The 18,171-nt window shown below is 41.7% G+C and carries 10 protein-coding genes; all 10 read left to right on the top strand.

Annotated elements, in window-relative coordinates; translation table 11 throughout:
• Positions 1-116 precede the first annotated feature (116 nt).
• The 10 genes from AC6ESP_RS10385 to AC6ESP_RS10340 all read left to right on the top strand — a co-directional run bounded on the left by AC6ESP_RS10385 (position 117) and on the right by AC6ESP_RS10340 (position 18,114).
• Positions 117-971, top strand: a complete 855-nt coding sequence (locus AC6ESP_RS10385) for a BrxA family protein (RefSeq protein ID WP_497096640.1) — start codon at positions 117-119, stop codon at positions 969-971.
• Positions 955-1,503, top strand: a complete 549-nt coding sequence (locus AC6ESP_RS10380) for a hypothetical protein (protein ID WP_497096639.1) — start codon at positions 955-957, stop codon at positions 1,501-1,503. The genes AC6ESP_RS10385 and AC6ESP_RS10380 overlap by 17 nt, the downstream gene beginning before the upstream one ends.
• Positions 1,504-1,516: 13 nt before the next feature.
• The gene (gene brxC / locus AC6ESP_RS10375; protein WP_497096638.1) at positions 1,517-5,146 is read left to right on the top strand and encodes a BREX system P-loop protein BrxC; all 3,630 of its coding nucleotides are present in this window, start codon (positions 1,517-1,519) and stop codon (positions 5,144-5,146) included.
• An 11-nt stretch (positions 5,147-5,157) separates the two neighbouring features.
• Positions 5,158-8,892 carry a BREX-1 system adenine-specific DNA-methyltransferase PglX gene (pglX, locus tag AC6ESP_RS10370; RefSeq protein ID WP_497096637.1) on the top strand — a complete coding sequence of 1,245 codons (3,735 nt, stop codon included), beginning with the start codon at positions 5,158-5,160 and terminating at the stop codon, positions 8,890-8,892.
• Positions 8,893-8,904: 12 nt separating this feature from the next.
• Positions 8,905-11,142 carry a PglZ domain-containing protein gene (locus tag AC6ESP_RS10365; RefSeq protein WP_497096636.1) on the top strand — a complete coding sequence of 746 codons (2,238 nt, stop codon included), beginning with the start codon at positions 8,905-8,907 and terminating at the stop codon, positions 11,140-11,142.
• Between the two features lie 78 nt (positions 11,143-11,220).
• Positions 11,221-13,272 carry a protease Lon-related BREX system protein BrxL gene (gene brxL, locus AC6ESP_RS10360; RefSeq protein WP_497096635.1) on the top strand — a complete coding sequence of 684 codons (2,052 nt, stop codon included), beginning with the start codon at positions 11,221-11,223 and terminating at the stop codon, positions 13,270-13,272.
• Positions 13,273-13,959: 687 nt separating this feature from the next.
• On the top strand, positions 13,960-14,805 hold the full coding sequence (locus AC6ESP_RS10355; RefSeq protein ID WP_497096634.1) for a hypothetical protein: 846 nt from the start codon (positions 13,960-13,962) through the stop codon (positions 14,803-14,805).
• Positions 14,806-14,810: 5 nt separating this feature from the next.
• Entirely contained in the window at positions 14,811-16,319 is a 1,509-nt protein-coding gene (locus AC6ESP_RS10350; RefSeq protein WP_497096633.1) for a hypothetical protein, read from the top strand.
• Between the two features lie 221 nt (positions 16,320-16,540).
• Positions 16,541-16,705, top strand: coding sequence for a hypothetical protein (locus AC6ESP_RS10345; RefSeq protein WP_497096632.1), 165 nt, complete (start codon positions 16,541-16,543; stop codon positions 16,703-16,705).
• 212 nt (positions 16,706-16,917) lie between these two features.
• Positions 16,918-18,114, top strand: a complete 1,197-nt coding sequence (locus tag AC6ESP_RS10340) for a hypothetical protein (protein WP_497096631.1) — start codon at positions 16,918-16,920, stop codon at positions 18,112-18,114.
• Positions 18,115-18,171: the final 57 nt, after the last annotated feature.

Genomic DNA, 18,171 nt, shown 5'->3' with positions numbered 1-18,171 from the left:
AGATTAATATATCTCAATGTAAGCAACGAAACTGTTTATAAGAGAATCGAGCAACGTGATATGCCAGGCCATCGAGTAGGACACCGTTGGATGTTTAAACAGTACGTGGTAGATGAATGGGTTCACTCTGGTGGTGCAGCGGACACAACGAAAAGGATGAACAAGAATCGATGGAACGATTGAATAACACAACAGAACATGGCGTGTATAATACCGCAATAAATGTTATCGGAGGACTGAGGGATTGCAATGTCATTTTCAAGGCCATTGATTCTCATTTCAGTCAATCCGACTCAATAAAAGAACTCGTCAATCAACGGAATGAATTCAACCTGCGTACTGAACGGAGCCGAACAAGAATTGAACGCGAGGTAAGAAAAGCATTCTTACAGTTTGAAAATGAGGATCATCAAGAGCTCATTCAGGGGATATTTAGCGAACGCGTTCCACCACAGGACAAAGAGTTGGTTTTGGTCTGGCAGTTTGCTTTGAACAATAGGCTATTCAGAGAAATCACGTTAAGGGTTTTCTCCAAAATTTATTACTCCGGACGCGCGAGCATTTCTAAGGATGACATCACAGCCTATCTAAAAGAGTATCTTTTTCAAAATGATTCATTGCAGATCAGTTGGTCAGAAAATACAATTAACACCATTTCGACCAAATACCTCAATTTGATGAGTAAGCTCGGTTTTCTAAGTGCAGGGAGAGTAAAGTCATTTAAGCATATACGTCCATCTTCGGAAGCACAGGTACTGTTTCTATACTTTGCGAAATTATTTTCTCCGAGGACCAGTAACATCTTAACTAACGATCTATTTCCCGTTAGCTTTATCTCTTCTGAGGACATCCAGGATCGGCTCAAAAAACTCTCTCTGAAAGGTTATTTTAATATGAATTTCAACGGTGTCGCTTTGGACATCGAACTAACCCATAGCTATAAAGGAGTTTGTGATGTCTTATATAACTGATCATCAGCAAAAGTTTATGGATTTAGATTTTCATATAGAAAACCAAGATCTCCTTCGTCGACAGGCAAATGGCGGGAATAGTATTTTGTTCTCGTACCCGCCTGAAGAAGAACAGCAGTATTTCGAAAAAGCGAAAGGGCTTTATGCTGATAAGGCTGTATTTATTGATGTCAGCAAGCTGCTGGTTCAGTTCATTGATGAGGACGGTTGGGAGTCGTTTAAAGAGTATTACAGTGACTTTAAGAATACTCCCCACCTAATCTTTCGTTCTGATGACCCTTCGTATGATCTGTTTGACTTGATTATTGGCGAGATTGAGAAAGCCTGTCAGAACGACAGAATTCCCTTTCTAATAAGAACTGGTTGCCTTATTGGTACAGGAATCGAGAACGTAAACATCATGGAGCATAAGGTCATTATGAATCTAACTCATCCTCTAGTGATATTTTACCCGTCTAAAATTGAGAACGACAACATTTACTTTTTAAACTTCAAACTTGCATCGAAATATCGTTGCACGTTAGTGAAATAAGGGGGTCCTGTTCATGACAAAAATACACGAAATACTGGCACTGGATCTTCAGGAGGATATAAAAAGTGTGATCGATCTTGAAGATCGATCCGAACTGGAAATCCAGCAGGAAATTGAATCATACATTGTGACTGAAGGAATCGGTCGGCATCTTTACAATTTCACTAACCAATTCACCTCCAATATTAAAGAAACTGGGGTGTGGTTGTCCGGCTTCTACGGATCAGGTAAATCTTATTTCGGCAAGATGCTTGGGTATATTATCGACAATCCGATGATTAACGGAACACCTGCCAGAGAGCGATTCATCCCAAGGATGAAAGGTGTGTCGGACGAAAGTCTGATAGAAAACGCCATCCGCAATCTTGCAGTGATCAACAGCAGGGTCGTGTTTCTCGACATAGCCAAACAGAATACAGACAAAGGACTGGCATTCACTCTCTTTTTCAACTTGCTGAAAAACCTCGGTTTCCGCGATGATGAATACGGCTACATGGAATTTGATTTATATATCGATGGCAAACTTGATGAGTTTAAAAGTAAAGTCAAATTGCTTGAGGGACAAGAATGGGATCAGTTGAAGATCAGCAATCGGCAGGTTGCAAGGGTCATGCGGAAAGTATTTGCTGAAATGGGTTATAGCGAAGCTGACTACTCAGAAACACGGAACGTTTACAGTTCAGCCATTAATAATTTCTCTGCGAGTAAGTTCAAAGCTGAGCTTGAGAAATACTTGAATTACCGGCCGGAGGAGACGCTGGTCTTTGTCTTTGATGAAGCCAGCGAAGCGATCAGTCAGAAGAAATTCACTTTGTTGGATCTGGAGGGTATTAGTGAAGCTCTTTCAAGTATCGGCAACAAGGTTTGGACTATTGCCATTGCTCAGGAAAAACTAGATGATGTCATTAACAATACAAATGTGAATCGAAGCCAGCTGACCAAGGTAACCGATCGTTTCAAGACCAAGATTCACCTTGAATCTACAGAGGTTGATGTCATTATCCGAAGCCGTCTGCTCCAAAAAACGGATTCCGGACATCATCAGCTCGTGAATTACCATAAGAAAAATGAAGGCCTAGTATCCGACGCCACCAACTTGAAATCATCATTTCCGACTAAAACGGCAAATGCGGATGAGTTTGCAACTTACTATCCATTCCATAAATATCAGTTCGACATTCTTCAGAAGTTTTTATTCAGCTCTAATGCGTTGGTAGCCACTCAGATCGCCGCTCGTGGAATGATCATTACAACTTTTGATATTCTTCGAAAGCAAATGCGGGAAAAAGAACTCTACAGCTTTACCCCGGGCTACGCGATATGTACCGAGGCTCAAACGGCTCCCCCCATTGGACTGGTAAATAAATACTATACTTCCAGAAAGATACTGAACGAGCGTAACAGCACCATTGACGGTGAAAGACTGCTGAAGACGATTCACCTTATGGCCGATTCAGAAGTCATTTCACCGACAGTTGAGAATATCACTAAAAGCTACATTTCCGACATCACAACCTACTATGATGTGAAGCCGGTCATTGAAGAGGCTCTAGGACTGCTAATCGAAGCAAAAGTTTTGCTGCTTACAAACAACAACTACAAGATTACTTCTGACCTTGAAGGCAAGTTCCTTGAAGAGATGAAAGATTTCGATGTTGAGCTATTTAGTAAAAAACGGTCTTTGATCAACAACATCAAGGACTACAAGCTGTTTACAACGGTAGCTACCTTTAATGACGGAATTGACACTTTCAAATTTAGCGTTCTTTCCGATCAAGATGATGAACTAACTGGTCAAGGCAGCAAGCAATTGAAATTGGTAGCGTATAGCCTCTTCAACATCAGTGAAAATCGACAGGATTTTATTGAGAACCTCAAGCTGGAAACCCAGTATCAAAAGGAACTTATCACGCTGATACCAGACAATAAAGAATTTTTAATGATTGATAAGTTAATTGGTGAAGTAAGCCGTTACTTATACATGGAAGATAAATACTCTAATGAATCTGATTCCACCAAGCGTCAGATTATACGGGATTTCTCTATCATTCGAGAGGAAAAGGAAAAAGAGCTTCGGGTAATGATTGAGAACGCGTATCGTAATGCCTCTTTGATCTATATGTTTGACGAGTACCTTCTCGATGCAGACAGCTTCAAAAGCACCATCAGCGAAATACAACGTAAGCTGATCAAGAATATTTATACCAAAAGACTAGCTTCTGGGCTTTCTGAAAGTCTGGTTTCCAAAGTGTTCAGCAGTCGCAAAGAAGGGTTAAGTCGCGTGTTTTCCGGAGATGACTTTAAATTTTTTGACAGCCATGGAAACTTTATCGGTGATCACCTGAAAGTAGTCGAAGAGATTAATTCTAAGATCAAAAACCGTTATGTTGATGGCCGCACGCTGGAGTCAGATTTCTTCGTTGCACCATGGGGATACTCATTTGGAACCATTGTATCCACCTTGGCAGCTCTTTTCAGGGCTGGTCGTCTGTCCGTGAAATACAATGGCGATACATGGTTCTCACATGAGCAGAACGGTATACAGGACGCCTTTACCAATGGTACGAAATTCAAGGCGGCTTCATTTAAGTCTATTACGGCGGCGCTGACGTCTGCTAAGAAAAATCAGGCCGTCCAACTGCTAATGGACCTTGAAATTGAATCCCATACCGGACGAAAGATTGACTGGAATACCAACGACTTTGATCTTGCCGACAGCATTCGGGACTTGGCTGATTATTTTATTCGCGCACTGACGACGCTGAGCGATACCGTCGAAGGTTTCGAGTCGCTGTTCCCAACTGTAGTCGACCAGAAACAGGTCTTACTCAGTTTCGCTGGGAAGATAACCGAAAGCAATTACATTGAAAAGGTTGAATATCTCCTTACTAACAGCGACCAGTTCTCGGGTGCTATTCATATCATCCTGAAAGCGCAGAAATTCATTAAGAAGAACTTTGCTAAGGTCAGGGAGTTTAAGCGATTTGTGGAAGAGGTTACGAAAGAACTCAAAAAAGCAGACCGATCCGATAACACAATACTGGAAGCACATGATGAATTTCTCCGTCTCTACAAGCAGGACATGGTCAAGAATTTTGGTAATTTACAGCAGCAGGTACAGATTGTTAAAGACAGTTACTACAAGCTAATTAAAAATGCTGCTGCCGGAATGAGCCATGAATATCAAATTCTTAGCGGAAAAGTGGATGAGGCGCTTAGAACACTGAAGGGTTATCCAGCTGAGTTGAATATACAGAACCAGAAAAAGTTGGATGGCCTTAAGCGTTACTGTGTGGATAGAAACATCAAAGAGCCGGTACTAGAGTATGCCATCACTTGTAAAAACTGTGGCTACTCATTCTCAGATATTCTGAACTATACAGCACTGGCTCCTACCAAGGAGAACGAACTTCTAATTATTCAAAGTAGCTTTATTACAGAGAATCCCAAGCTTGAACCGGAAAACGGTGGTGCTCCGGATCAGCCTCCTGCGCCCAAGAAACCGCGCAAAGTTCGTTTTCAGATCACTAGCAAGATTATGACTGTACAGGATTATAAAGCGCTCCTTACGGCTCAGTTGGCGTCTTTGGCTGCTGCAAGACCCGATGAAGAGATTGAACTGGATATAGAAACAATACGATAGGATGGTAGCAGATGAAGCTATTAGAACATGTTGATAGACTCCGGGAACTTATTGAGGCGGCTTTTGATAAACATTTCGCCCGACTGGGTATTGGAAGAAACAAGCAGTTAGATATTGAAAACCTTGCCCCAGAAGTCATCTCGGAGCGGCTGCGTTTTGAGGAGATGCTCGAAAACCATATCGCTGAAACCGGTAAGTACGAATATGCACGGGAAAAGCTCATTGATGAGTTGACCTTTACACTGTTCAACCGTATGGCTGCTGTCAAAGTCATGGAAGTTGCTGCGCTATTCCCGCCGGTGCTAACTAAACAGCCGGAGCATGGCGATCGCTCATTTGGCCACAAGGCATGGCTGGAAATGAACCAGCACATGCGTTCCGAAGAATTGGAAGGCATCCGTGAATATCTTAAACACGCCTTTAACGAGTTGGGTAAAACTCTTCCGCTATACAGCAAAGCCTATCAGTATGCCTTGCTGCCTGATGCCATCAGCCTCAATGAGATCATCGATGCCTTCAATGCTTTGGAAAAAGATACACAGGTAGGCAACGACATCTGGCAAAGTGATGATGTCCTTGGTTGGATGTATGAGAGCTATAACAACGTAAAGAAGAAGGGCCACAAGGACAGTGGGGACAAAACCGAATACTATAAAGTCTCTCTTCAGTCTCAGGTCTATACACCGCGCTGGGTCGTACAGTTTCTGGTGGAAAATTCTTTGGGAAAACTTTATCTGGAAATGTATCCGAATTCCGAGATCAAGCGTCGTTACAAGATTGCTAACGCTCCCCAGACCCAGGAGCGCAAGCCCAAACCACTGCATGAAGTAAAGGTAATTGATCCAGCATGCGGATCGGGGAATTTTCTGCTCTATGCCTTTGACTTTTTCTATGAACTGTATATCGATCAAATCGATAACTATGGGGCTGATTATGATGAAAAAGATATTCCCAAGTTGATTATTGAGAAGAATCTACACGGAATCGATCTGGATGATCGGGCGGTTCAACTTGCCCAACTCGGCCTATATATTAAAGCGAAGAAAAAACGTAGAACAATTGGAGAACTTGTCTTTAATGTGGTCTCCTCAAACTTTTATTTGCCGGAATATGAGGCTGTTGAGCACATTTTCACAAATGGGACCACGCTGTACCAAAGCCAACAAGAGCTTATTGCAGACATCTGGACCGATCTCCAGTTTGCCTACAAGTTTGGATCCTTAATACGTCTAGATGAAAAGGTAAAGGCAAAATTACGTCAATTGTTAGAACAGCGTGATGGTGAAGAAGGAAAACTTTTCACAGATCAAGAACTTGGAATACCTTTAAAACCGGTTCAAATTGATATATTTACTGAGCAGGATATTGAAAAAGAAAAAAAATTCACGGATACCTTCTTCACCAACTTGAAAACCGCTGTCGAACGATACGCTCAGGCACAGGGAAATACCTTCCTAACCAGCAAGACAAGAGATGCAATAATCTTCCTTGAATTACTCACCGCAGAATACGACGTGGCCACCGCCAACCCGCCGTATACCGACAGTGCCGACTTTGGCCCTGAGTTGAAGGAGTTCATTGAAGACAATTACAAAAAGCCATACAAGTTCCACACTAACCTGTATGCAACGTTTATCAAGCGGTGTTATGAGATGACGGGATCAGATGGGAAAATTGCCATGATCCATCCTCACACTTTTATGTTTATTAAAACCTTTGAAGAGGTCCGTAAATTTATGATCGATAAAGGCCATCTGGATGTAATGGTAGATTTCGGTTTGGATCGTGTAAACCTGTTTGGTCCTGGAATCCTATTGGATGCAACATTCTACGTTTTAAGCAAGGGGAAAAGCGATAGAGATGGGCTGTATTTCAACTTGACAACTAACCTTCAGGAAAAATTGAAAAAAGGTAAATTCCTTGATGCGTTGGATGATTATGTTTCTGGTGTTTCAAATGATCGTGTGTATACACTTGAACAAGCCAAGCTGAAGATCATCAAGTCCTGGCCTTTCATTTACTGGATCTCCAATGAATTCCGGGAGAAGTTTGGAGCTGCTGATATCAAATCATTGCTTTCACCAGCTCAGGGTGCTGCAACAACAAACAATTTAAGATTCTTACGTTTTTGGTGGGAAGTTAGTAGCTCGAATATCTCCAATAATTATCAAGAAGACAGGAAGAAATGGGTAGTTTACTCAAAAGGTGGTCCGTTCGAAAAATGGTATGGAAACCTCTGGCTTGTTGGTAATTATGAAAATGATGCAATCGAACTGAAATCAGCTGGTGCGGTATTGCGGAACAGTAATCTTTATTTTTCAGAAGGAGTTACCTATTCAGCATCTGGTTCAAAAGGGGCTTCATTTCGATATCTCCCCAAGAATTGTTTCTTTGATACTGGGGGTTCAAGCATTTTTGCCAACAAGAAATTCAAGAATAATTTCTATTTACTTGGCTTTATGAACTCGAAGTTAGTTTCATATATAATAAACTGTCTAAATCCAACGGTTAATGCACAAGTTGGTGATATGCAGCGTATTCCTTTTGTTTTACCTTCAAAAAATATCGAAGAAAAATTAGCTGAACACGTTTCTCGCAACGTTGAAATAAAAAAAGGATTATGCCTTGATCATTTAACAGAAAGAAATTCAACTCAACTCCCTTTTGTTAGTAGTAAAGAAATGAGAGAATATTTCCAAAAAGAAAACCACCTGCTAACTCAGGTTTTGATAAACGAAGCCATAATAAATGAAAAGATCTTTGAGATCTACGACCTGACTGAACATGACAAGGACATGGTGCTTGTCAAAGAAGGAAAAATCATTGGTCAGCTTCCGGTCTTGACAGAAGCCCGGGATGCATATCTTGTAGATACAGAAGAAACCAAAGAATACCCATTGGATGCGATTCGCGATTTCATCGAGTCACTCCCAACCAGAGGATTCACTGACGAAGAGCGTGAGGAGATAGAAAGTGGCTTCCCGACCCTTTACCAGAACAACAACGATCTCGAGGAGTTTTGTATCCGTCATCAGGTCAACCCAATTAATGTATGGTACTTGTTCAAACAGAGTAATGTGATTCCGCAGCAGCGGATGCACACGCTAGCGATGGAGTTTCTCGCTGATATAATTAGGGAAATCCTCATGGAGGATAAAGACGGCATCATCCCGCTGGTGCCCAATGCCGGAGAAAAGGTATTACTAGATCGTATTGAGGGAAAATTCCGAGAGAAAGGTTTCAGTTCGGCTCAGTACTCCAGTTTTGACACAGTTCTCGGCCGTTCGATCCATGAGTACCTAAATAAGTTTTTCTTTGCAGAGCTATCTGACCATCTGAACCTGTTTATGTATTTGCCGAAGACCCCATTTATTTGGCACCTCTCCAGCGGTCCGGAACAGGGCTTTGACTGTTACATCATCATTTACAAATGGAGTCGTGATAAACTGATGCGCCTGCGCTCCGTCTATATCGAGCATCGGGAACGCTCATTGATCAATCGTCAAAGCGATCTGGCTGGTAATGAAAGTGCCGAAGCCCAGAACGAAAAAGACTGTATCTTCAGGCAACTCAAAGAGATTGATACCTTCAGAGCCAAGATTGATGAACTGCTCGCTGAAGGATACGATCCCGTCCTCGACGACGGTGTCGGCAAAAATATTGCCCCCCTACAGAAAAAGGGAATGATTCCTTACGAGGTGCTCAATGCAGGTCAACTTAATAAGTACCTTAATGCGGAATGGTAGGGAGAGCTGACTATGATTGATATATGGTTTAAAAATGACCTACTGAATATTTTCGACCGTCATTCGGTGGCGGTGTTCATTGATGAATCCGGCGATGCGGAGTTTTTGCTGAAGAGTGTCGGGGATGAGTTTACCATCTATCAGGCAAATTCCGAGATAGAAGAGCTGCATGTGAAATATCTCATCGAAAAGTCTCAGCCCACTTATGAGAAATTCATGATCTATACTCGCTTGAAAAAAGATGAGCTTAAGTTCATTCGGGAATATTGCGAGACCTGCGGCTGTCTGGAAATCCGTTACTTACAGAACTACATCAAGGACAAGGTACATCAGACCCTGAATATAAACATCAATCTCTCCAAGGAAGAGCTGTTTGCCGCAGCAAAAGTCAGCATTGGTAAAGATCGCACCTACTGGATGGATCTTAGTCATAAGGGTGCAACAGAAATCTTTGACCTGAATAAGGAGCTACTGCCTTTTGTTCATGATTCCGATACTTACTCAAAAGAGAAATACGATGCACAACTTCGGGAAATATTTTACCGGAAGGTCAATGAACTGCTCGATCAGGACTATTTGAATAAGCCTGCGATCACATTAGCCGGTGAAGTAGTGAAAGCCATGCTCGATGGCTTGGCTAAAGGATACTGCAATAAGACGCTCGAGTCTGTTTATCAAAACTGGCTCGACTCAGTTTCCTACCGGGATTCGTTTAATGGGTATCTTGGCGATTATACACTCCCGACAAAACTGGATATCTGGAATGTCAGCATCCATCATCCCTTTCTTCAGGTGGACGAAAGATGGCTGGCTGAAATCGGGAAAAAGCTTTCAGATAAAGCTTTTATTACGAATACCCTTGCCAAATTGCGTCAGCGCAATCAGAGCAGACAGGCTCAGGCGCTTGGCATTCACTTCTGGAATGATGTGATTGCACTGCTGGAGTTTGATCCCAAGGATATTACTTACTTGAGTTCGTTTAGTGAGTGTGTCGAGTTCTATAAAAATCATTTCTACAAGCTGGATACCGCTATTCGTAATCTGTATGCAGAGTTTCTCAATAAAAAAGCGCTTCTTGAACCATTTCAGGAAATCTACAAAGATCACGTCTCTATTTTTCTGGACAAATGGTTCAAAAACTGGAGCGGTTACAAAGAAAACCAGACCGGGACACTGCAGCGGATCATTGATGCAGCTGGTGGTTTGAAGACGGCCGTAATTGTTGGGGATGGCGTTGCCTATGAAATTGCTGAGCTTGTGGCCTCCAAAGTTAAAGGCTCAGTAAATCTCAAAAGGGGTTCAATTCTTGCTGATACCCCTTCCGAGACCGAAAACAACATGAGCCGCATCTACATGGACAATGGTGTTACCGAAGCGGTTCAGGGCAACCGAGAGAAATATCTGGTAGCGCAGAATCCTGATGTCACCATTGACTTTATTCGCCTTGATGAGGTCAATGAAGAGGCACGGGGGGGACAGATTCTAATTTGTACCTATAAAGATATCGATGATATGGGAGAAAAGCTTCAACAGAAAGCACTCAAATATTTCCCCGAAACTATCGATTTCTTTGCTGAGAAGATATCACTCCTCTTGTCCAGCGGATACGCAAAAGTTAACCTGATTACAGATCATGGATTTGTTCTTACCGGGCTGTTGAGTGAAGCGGATAAGATTTCAATATATCCGAAAGGTGTCTTTGAAAAGTCAGAACGATATATTCGCACAGAAAGTAAACAATCAGATCTGACACCTGCATTTATTGAGACTGAAAAGATCTATAAACAATTCGGATATATTTACACTGCAAAGAACATCAATCCTTTCAAGACACCTGGCTTATACGGATTCTCCCATGGAGGTGTAACACCACAGGAACTGGTAACTCCTTATTTCTGCTGGGAACGATCCGGAGCTTCTGTCGTGCCGCTGACTGTCAGTATTGAAAATAAGAGTGACTTAAAAGATGTCACCGGTGAATTGTTTTCAATCAAAATTCAGGCTGACAAAGGTGCTGGGGATCTGTTCTCCATGGAGCGAAAAATTTATCTGGTCTTCTTTGCCAACAGAACGCAGGTGAATAAAAGCGATGTATTCACAGTTCAACGAAATGAGCGGATCACCAAAGAATATACGTTTGACGGCCATTCGGAAATAGAAGTCCACCTTCTAGATGCTGCCACGAAACAACAGCTTGACCGGGTCTTTGTTAAACAAAATAAAGATAGAGATTTAGGTGGGCTTCTCTAATGAAATGGAACCATTTGAAATATCACAGCGTTGGCTTGGTAAATTAACACAAAAAAGTGAAGATGGGAGGCATCTATTATGGCAGTATTGAATGACTTAGATATAAAACTTCTGGAACACTTCAGAGGGTACGTGGTCAAGAAAGACCTTGTCCGCTCCGTAAAGGTTGGAGCCAATGTACCGGTGTTTGTGCTTGAATACCTGATAGCCAACTCCTGCTCCACTGACGACGAAGAAAAGATTCGTATCGGGATGGGAAATGTGAAAAGGGTTCTCAGCGAGCATTATGTGAATCCTGAAGAGAGCTCATTGATTCATTCCAAGATTCGTGAGAAAGGCCGCTACAAGATCATCGATAAGATTTCCGTGGAATTGGATTCCAAAAAGGATATTTACTGGGCGAAGTTACAAAATAGCAATATCAAAAATGGAAATATCAGCGATGACCTGGTAAAACAGCACGAAAAGATGCTGATGGGGGGCATCTGGGCTATTGTCGATGTGGAGTATGATCCAAACATTAAAGTCGGACAGAATATATTCCCGTTTGTTATTACAGAGATCAAGCCGATCCAGCTTTCTAGCTTTGACAATACCAAGATCATCAACAAACGCAAGGATTTCACAAAGAGTGAGTGGCTCGACATTCTCTTGAGAAGCTGCGGCTATGAACCAAATGCAGAAGGTGTCTCAGATCGAATTAAAATGCTCTTGGTGTCCAGATTGCTCCCGATGGTTGAATCGAACTTCAATTTCATCGAATTGGGACCACGTTCGACAGGTAAGTCCTTTGTTTATAAAGAACTCACGCCATATGCAGTGTTGATTTCCGGTGGTCAGGGAACGGTTGCTAAACTCTTTGTCCATGGTTCAACCGGAAAAGTTGGTGCTGTGGGTCAATGGGATGCAATCTGCTTTGATGAGGCTACTGATAAAATCTTTAAGGAACGAGACTCTGTACCTCTAATGAAAGACTATATGGAGTCCGGATCTTTCTCAAGGGCTGGTGCCGGTGGTGAAATTACTGGAGTCGCTTCCATTATCCTAAATGGTAACATTAATCAGCCTGTCGAGACTGTTCTTCAGACCTCCCATCTGTTCAGTCCGCTTTCAGATGAAGTCAACAATGATACGGCCTTTTTAGATCGTATCCATTTCTATCTGCCTGGCTGGGAAATGATCAAATTTTCACCTCAGCATTTCACATCTAGCTTTGGCTTCAGTACGGATTACTTCTCTGAAGCTCTAAAATCTCTGCGGCGAGTTACCTATACCGATGCACTCGAAAAATACTATTCACTAGGAGCTCATCTGAAACAGCGTGATACCAAACCGGTTAAAAAGACTGTTTCCGGATTTATCAAGCTCATGCATCCGGATGGTGAATACACCAAAGAAGACATAAAGGAGTATTTGGAAATCGCTCTCGAGATGCGTCGACGTGTTAAAGAACAACTGAAGCGTATTGGGGGTATGGAATTCTGGGATACCAATTTCTCGTACATTGACAAGGAAACCCAGGAAGAGTTCTTTGTAGGTTTGCCCGAAGAAAAAGGCTCACACCTCATTGAAAACACACCGCTGCCACCTGGGATTTGTTACACAAGTACCAGTGATGGCGAAAACGTGGCGCTGGTGAGGATTGAATCCATCGCGGTAGCAGGATCTGGAAAGTTGAATATTACCGGGGTCAACAACATGGCCGTGAAGGAGAATATCAAAAACACCTATCAGTACATAAAGGCTAATGAGAAAACGATTCTGAGCGACAAGCATTCGCTGAATAATTATGACATCACTATCCAGGTAACTAATCTTCTAGGTGCTGCAATCTCGTCTGGTATCGGATCAGCAGTCTATATAGCAATAGTATCGGCCCTTTACAAAAAGAATCTGAAGGCTGGTCTTGCAGTCCTCGGGAATTTCTCTGTGGGAGGTGCTATAGAGCGAGTAATTAACTTTGCCGACAAAGTTACCATGCTATCTGAGAACGGGGCCAAGAGCGTGATCGTTCCGATGGATAACCTCAATGAGCTTTCAAATGTACCGCCAACAGTCCTTGGCAGCACGGATGTGCCATTCTACCAGAACAATCAGATGCTAATGCAAAAAGCAATATTGTTGGACTAAATCGAAGTGAATTAAGGGAATGCATGATGAGCGGTGAGATAGAAAACATAGGTAGTAAATCTTTGGTCGTTCACCGTAAAAAGTTTATCATAAGAGTCTAGTTTAGTTTGCCGTCAAAGTAATCAACCACTGTGGTAGCGAGGTGCTAAAGGGTTATTATGATCTTGTATGTCACGGTTCGGTATATTACCTTGTCTGATAATAAAGACTTATTTCTGTCGGAGGCATATTTTGAAGATTTGTCGGGATATTGCTGAGCATACGTTTGTCTATCATGTACAGGATAATGTGGTAGTGGGCGAACAAAACTGACTCGGCGTATACTAGTCTAATCGCATTTTGATATAACGAAGACATGGAAATAAAAAACAGGAACTCTTACAATGACAATGTAAGGGTTCTTTTTTATATTGTGTTTTATTTGAAGCGAAAATAACTGTGAGGTGACTTTGAACTCTGAGACTCTTTTATTTACGAACTTATGTTTGCTGACAAGCCATTGTCAATAAACTAATGTATTATTTTACATGAAAGATATTATTGAAAAAGGGTATTTTTTAATCTTGTGGAATAAGTCTTAAGAACTAAAAAGGATTTAGAATATACACAGGTGATCAAAGATTTAGTGATCAGTGGATATTTCTTTATATTTTCTCGGAAAAATTAACTTAACAAGGTGGGAGTTAGATGTTAAATTCAGATCTGAAAAAAAGCGCATTAAATCAATTGAAAAAGGCCAGTGAACAATACGCATCAATTGGCGAGAATGTGCAAAACGATGCAATAAAGCTTTTGGAAATTAGAAATAATGCATCGGTCCTCATAAGAATAGTTGAGGAGTATATTAATACGCTTGCTCATACACCTAAGTCATTCGCAAGTCAGTTCGAGAAGGTCAACATACTTCTGAATAAGTTTCGAGCTCTTCTTGATATCAAATACGATGAAAAAATGGCAAATAAAGTGACCGGAGGGATCTCTGGAGCCGGTGTTGCTGCTGGAATCGGGATAGCCGCTTTTGGACCAACAGCTGCTCTAGCTGTCGCTACTACTTTTGGAACCGCATCAACTGGCGTTGCTATCTCATCTCTTACGGGCGCAGCGGCAACGAATGCGGCATTAGCTTGGTTGGGCGGCGGAGCAGTAGTTGCTGGTGGTGGTGGTATGGCGGGTGGTAGTACTCTTCTTGCTCTCGCCGGACCAATAGGATGGGGAATTGGTGGAGCTGCACTTGTCACTGGAGCGGTAGTCGCAAATAAAAAGAACAAAAAAATAGCAGTTAAAGCGCAAAAGGAAACCGTAGAAATCGTGAAGCAAATATCGGTATTACAAGGAGTCAATCTGGAAATTGAGGAGCTAAAGTTCCTGACTGAAGAGCATAGCAATGGATTATTCACTTCGCTTGATAGACTTAAAAAGACAGATGTAATCGATTATTTGAAATTCACTGAGATGCAGAAACAAGAGTTAGGTGTGCTAGTGAACAATACATATTCGTTATCAGAACTCATTAACAAGAAAGTGGGAGCATAGGAGAAATGAAACGGATTCATAAGGCATCCCTTGATCAGACAATTGGCTCCTCTGTTCACTATTGGAACGAGGAAAGGCAGGCTGAGCTTCGAGATCAATTATTACGTCTCAAAAAATTGGAACAACTCGAGTTACAGGGTCAGGACGAAGCTTTATTTAAGGCTATGGAACAAGTAGATAAGATTCGTGAATTCCTAAAAAATCCTGGGAATATATTAGGTAGTGATTTAACGAAACATGGAGAAATAGCTGAAAACATCGAAGTTAATATCCGGAATGCCCGTGATTTACTCGAGGGTAGGCATGCATCTGCGACATTCGAAAACGTTGGGCGGACTGCACCAGAAGACTTCTTAGTCGAAGGTATAAAGGTACAATCGAAATTCATAAATGGCCTCAATAATAATTTGGACCATGTACTCAACCATATGGGCAAATACGACAGCTTCGGAAAAGACGGTTCGTATTACAGTATTCCAAAAAATCATTACGAGCAAATAAAGATGATTTTGAATGGCCAAAAGCCAGATGAGCTTAGCGAACGGACCGCTCGCAAAATTCTCGAGAAGGTACGCGAAATCGAACGTGAGACGGGGAAGCCATTCGATCAAGTCGTTAAACCCTCGATATCTAATTACGCTGAGGTTCAACAAGGAACGGCAAATCAGACAATTAACGAGAATGGAGAAAAGCTGAGTCAACGAAATGAAGAAATAAAAGATGAAATACGGGAAAAAACGGGTGAAAAGAAGGAGCAGGCGCAGCAGACGAGCAAGCCGAGCTGGGAAGATGGAATGAAGGTAACGTTAATCGGTGCCCTAATAGGCGGTGGTATAAGTGTCATCGCAGGCGTATACAAAAAGAAAAAGGAAGAGGACAAGAGTATTTACCAATTCACCTCCGAGGATTGGCAGGATATCGGTATAGACTTCGCAAAAGGTGGCGGACGTAGCGGGGTTTCGGCAGCGTCTATTTATGCATTGACGAATTATACAAAGATGGGAGCACCATTGGCAGCGGCTTTTACATCAGCTGCTTTTGGGGTCGCCTCGTTAGCGATGGATTATAATAACGGTTTAATTGATATGGGAGAGCTTATTACCAATGGGCAGATGGTATGCATGGAATGCGGTCTGACAACGCTTGGGGCAGTTGCGGGACAGTTGATTATTCCTATTCCCATTATCGGTGCATTGGTGGGGAGCTTTGCTGTTGGAGTACTAGCATCATTTACAAAAAAGTATTTAGCCGAGGATGGTAGTAAGGTCAAGCAGCAACTTGACCGAATTTTCTTTGACTCATTGTCTAAAATCAGTAGAGAATACGGGAGCATTGTTGATAGGATTATGGTCGAATATGAGAAGCTAGGAGCGATAACTCAAATGGCTTTTAACTTTGATAGTAACGCTGCTCTTAGATTCGACTATAGTCAAAAGCTTGCGGAAGCTCACGGGGTCGAAGGCAGTAAAATAATAAAGACCGTTAAAGAAGTTGATGATTTTTTCCTTGAATGACAATCATAACAATTAATTTGGTTTTATCTGTTTAAATCGACTCCAAATCCAACGACTTCTAATTTTAGAAAGCTAAAATAAATAGGTACATTTCCAATCAATTCTTTAATTAACTCCAAGACCCCCTAATAAAACGGGAATATACATATCCAAATAAATTAAAGTAAGAATAAGTGAGATGAATAGGTATGGGTGGCAAGAGAATTAAAGAGGAAATACGTATGAAAATCGTTAGCGAGGCATTGGCTGGAATTAAGATAGGGGTGCTTGCTCACATTTATGACGTTCATCTAGAGAGCATAAGTCTATGGGTTAGAGATTACCTTGACTTAATTCCACCTGAGGAAATACCAATGACAAACGAATATACGCAAGAACTTCAATGACTAGAAGATTTGGAAGATCGTTACGAAAAGGCTGTCAAAGTACGCTGCGAAAGGTCGCTGCGCACCACGATACTCACTTACATCCATAGGAGAGCGAGTAAGTGACAAACAAATTAAGGAATGGCTGCTGCAGCTCCTAGATGGCGAAGACTGTTAATAACAGTGACTACAGTGTCAAATCTTGAAATTAACCTAAAAAGGAATGATAGGTCTTGATTGAATCAGCTAATAAAGACAGCGCCAGCTATAAACAGATTTACGATGATAATCACAAGTTTGTCGGTGAACATGAAGTAGAAAAGTATAAGAGTATGATGGGTATTCATGCCGGATTTGGAAAAAAGAAAATCGTAGCAGGTGGTGCTTTTGTTGCTCTTGTTTTTCTCACCAGCCTGTTGCCACCAAAGGCCCGTGTTTCCTATGAATTAAGCGATTACTGGTTCTATTATGTATTGCTCTTGGTGGGCGCTGTGGTACTGAATATTGCTATAAGCTTTTTCCTGCATTATGCCGCATATTATAAACTGGTAAAGAACTACATCGAATCCGAAAAGGGTCTTATTTCGCAGATCTCTGAGCAATTGAGTTCTGTATTCAATTCTGCAATAAAAGTATTATCTTTTCTAATTTCACCAGATTATTATTTCGCTTCCAAGTATAAGGCCATGCTTATTGAAAAAAGGATTCCCTGTACTTTCACAACCTGCTACAGAGACTCTGAGCATCGTGCTTGTCCAGGCGAATGGGATACCATCCGGAACTCCAGAAAGTTCTTTGTTGAATTTTCCAACTGGTACAACGTCATCGTAACAATATGGACCGCGATCATCACCGCGATATTACTTATGTGGTTCTCTGATCACGTTATGCCCGTCCTGGAATTCTTATTTTGCTTATTACTTTTCCGACTTGTGTCTCGGTCCTTCGAGATTTGTTGGGCCTACTATAAGGATATTGTGAAAGTGGATGTGATTAGGTTCACCAAGGAGCAGGTACCGGGAACAGGTACGCTGGATGAGCCTTTTTTTAACGGATGGAAGAGAAGCTCAATAAGACGCTCTGGGAGAATTTCGTTAGCCGTACACACATTGTTCGAGATGATGATCTTCTACAGCCTGTTATATTACTTTCAATATGTATTTTATATTGAATCTTTTAAGGAATTCATGGGATTCAATGGACAGGAGGTATATTCCTACTATAATTTCCTGCTCCATAGCATTTCTGTATCCTGTTTCAATATATCCTTCGGTCCTTTTCCTACTAAGGGGTGGCTCTTCCTACACGTTTCCCAAGTGCTGCTCAGCATGGTACTAATTATCGTTTCTCTGGCTACCTATCTAAGCTCCAGGGACGATGTGACCTACAGGGAGGAAAATTTCTTTAAACGGGTATTGTCTCGAAATTAAACTTGATGGCATTTTCGTTGTATTCGTTTTAGGAATGGGTGTGAGAGGGGAGGGATT

This window comes from Paenibacillus xinjiangensis, assembly GCF_059686975.1.
This window is presented reverse-complemented; position numbering and strand designations above follow the sequence as displayed.

Excerpts from the sequence above, each read along its gene's own strand:
- brxC (WP_497096638.1), top strand. The coding sequence starts at position 1,517 with ATGACAAAAATACACGAAATACTGGCACTGGATCTTCAGGAGGATATA.
- AC6ESP_RS10345 (WP_497096632.1), top strand. The coding sequence starts at position 16,541 with ATGAAAATCGTTAGCGAGGCATTGGCTGGAATTAAGATAGGGGTGCTT.
- brxL (WP_497096635.1), top strand. The coding sequence starts at position 11,221 with ATGGCAGTATTGAATGACTTAGATATAAAACTTCTGGAACACTTCAGA.
- AC6ESP_RS10385 (WP_497096640.1), top strand. The coding sequence starts at position 117 with ATGGGTTCACTCTGGTGGTGCAGCGGACACAACGAAAAGGATGAACAA.
- AC6ESP_RS10355 (WP_497096634.1), top strand. The coding sequence starts at position 13,960 with ATGTTAAATTCAGATCTGAAAAAAAGCGCATTAAATCAATTGAAAAAG.
- pglX (WP_497096637.1), top strand. The coding sequence starts at position 5,158 with ATGAAGCTATTAGAACATGTTGATAGACTCCGGGAACTTATTGAGGCG.
- AC6ESP_RS10350 (WP_497096633.1), top strand. The coding sequence starts at position 14,811 with ATGAAACGGATTCATAAGGCATCCCTTGATCAGACAATTGGCTCCTCT.
- AC6ESP_RS10365 (WP_497096636.1), top strand. The coding sequence starts at position 8,905 with ATGATTGATATATGGTTTAAAAATGACCTACTGAATATTTTCGACCGT.
- AC6ESP_RS10380 (WP_497096639.1), top strand. The coding sequence starts at position 955 with ATGTCTTATATAACTGATCATCAGCAAAAGTTTATGGATTTAGATTTT.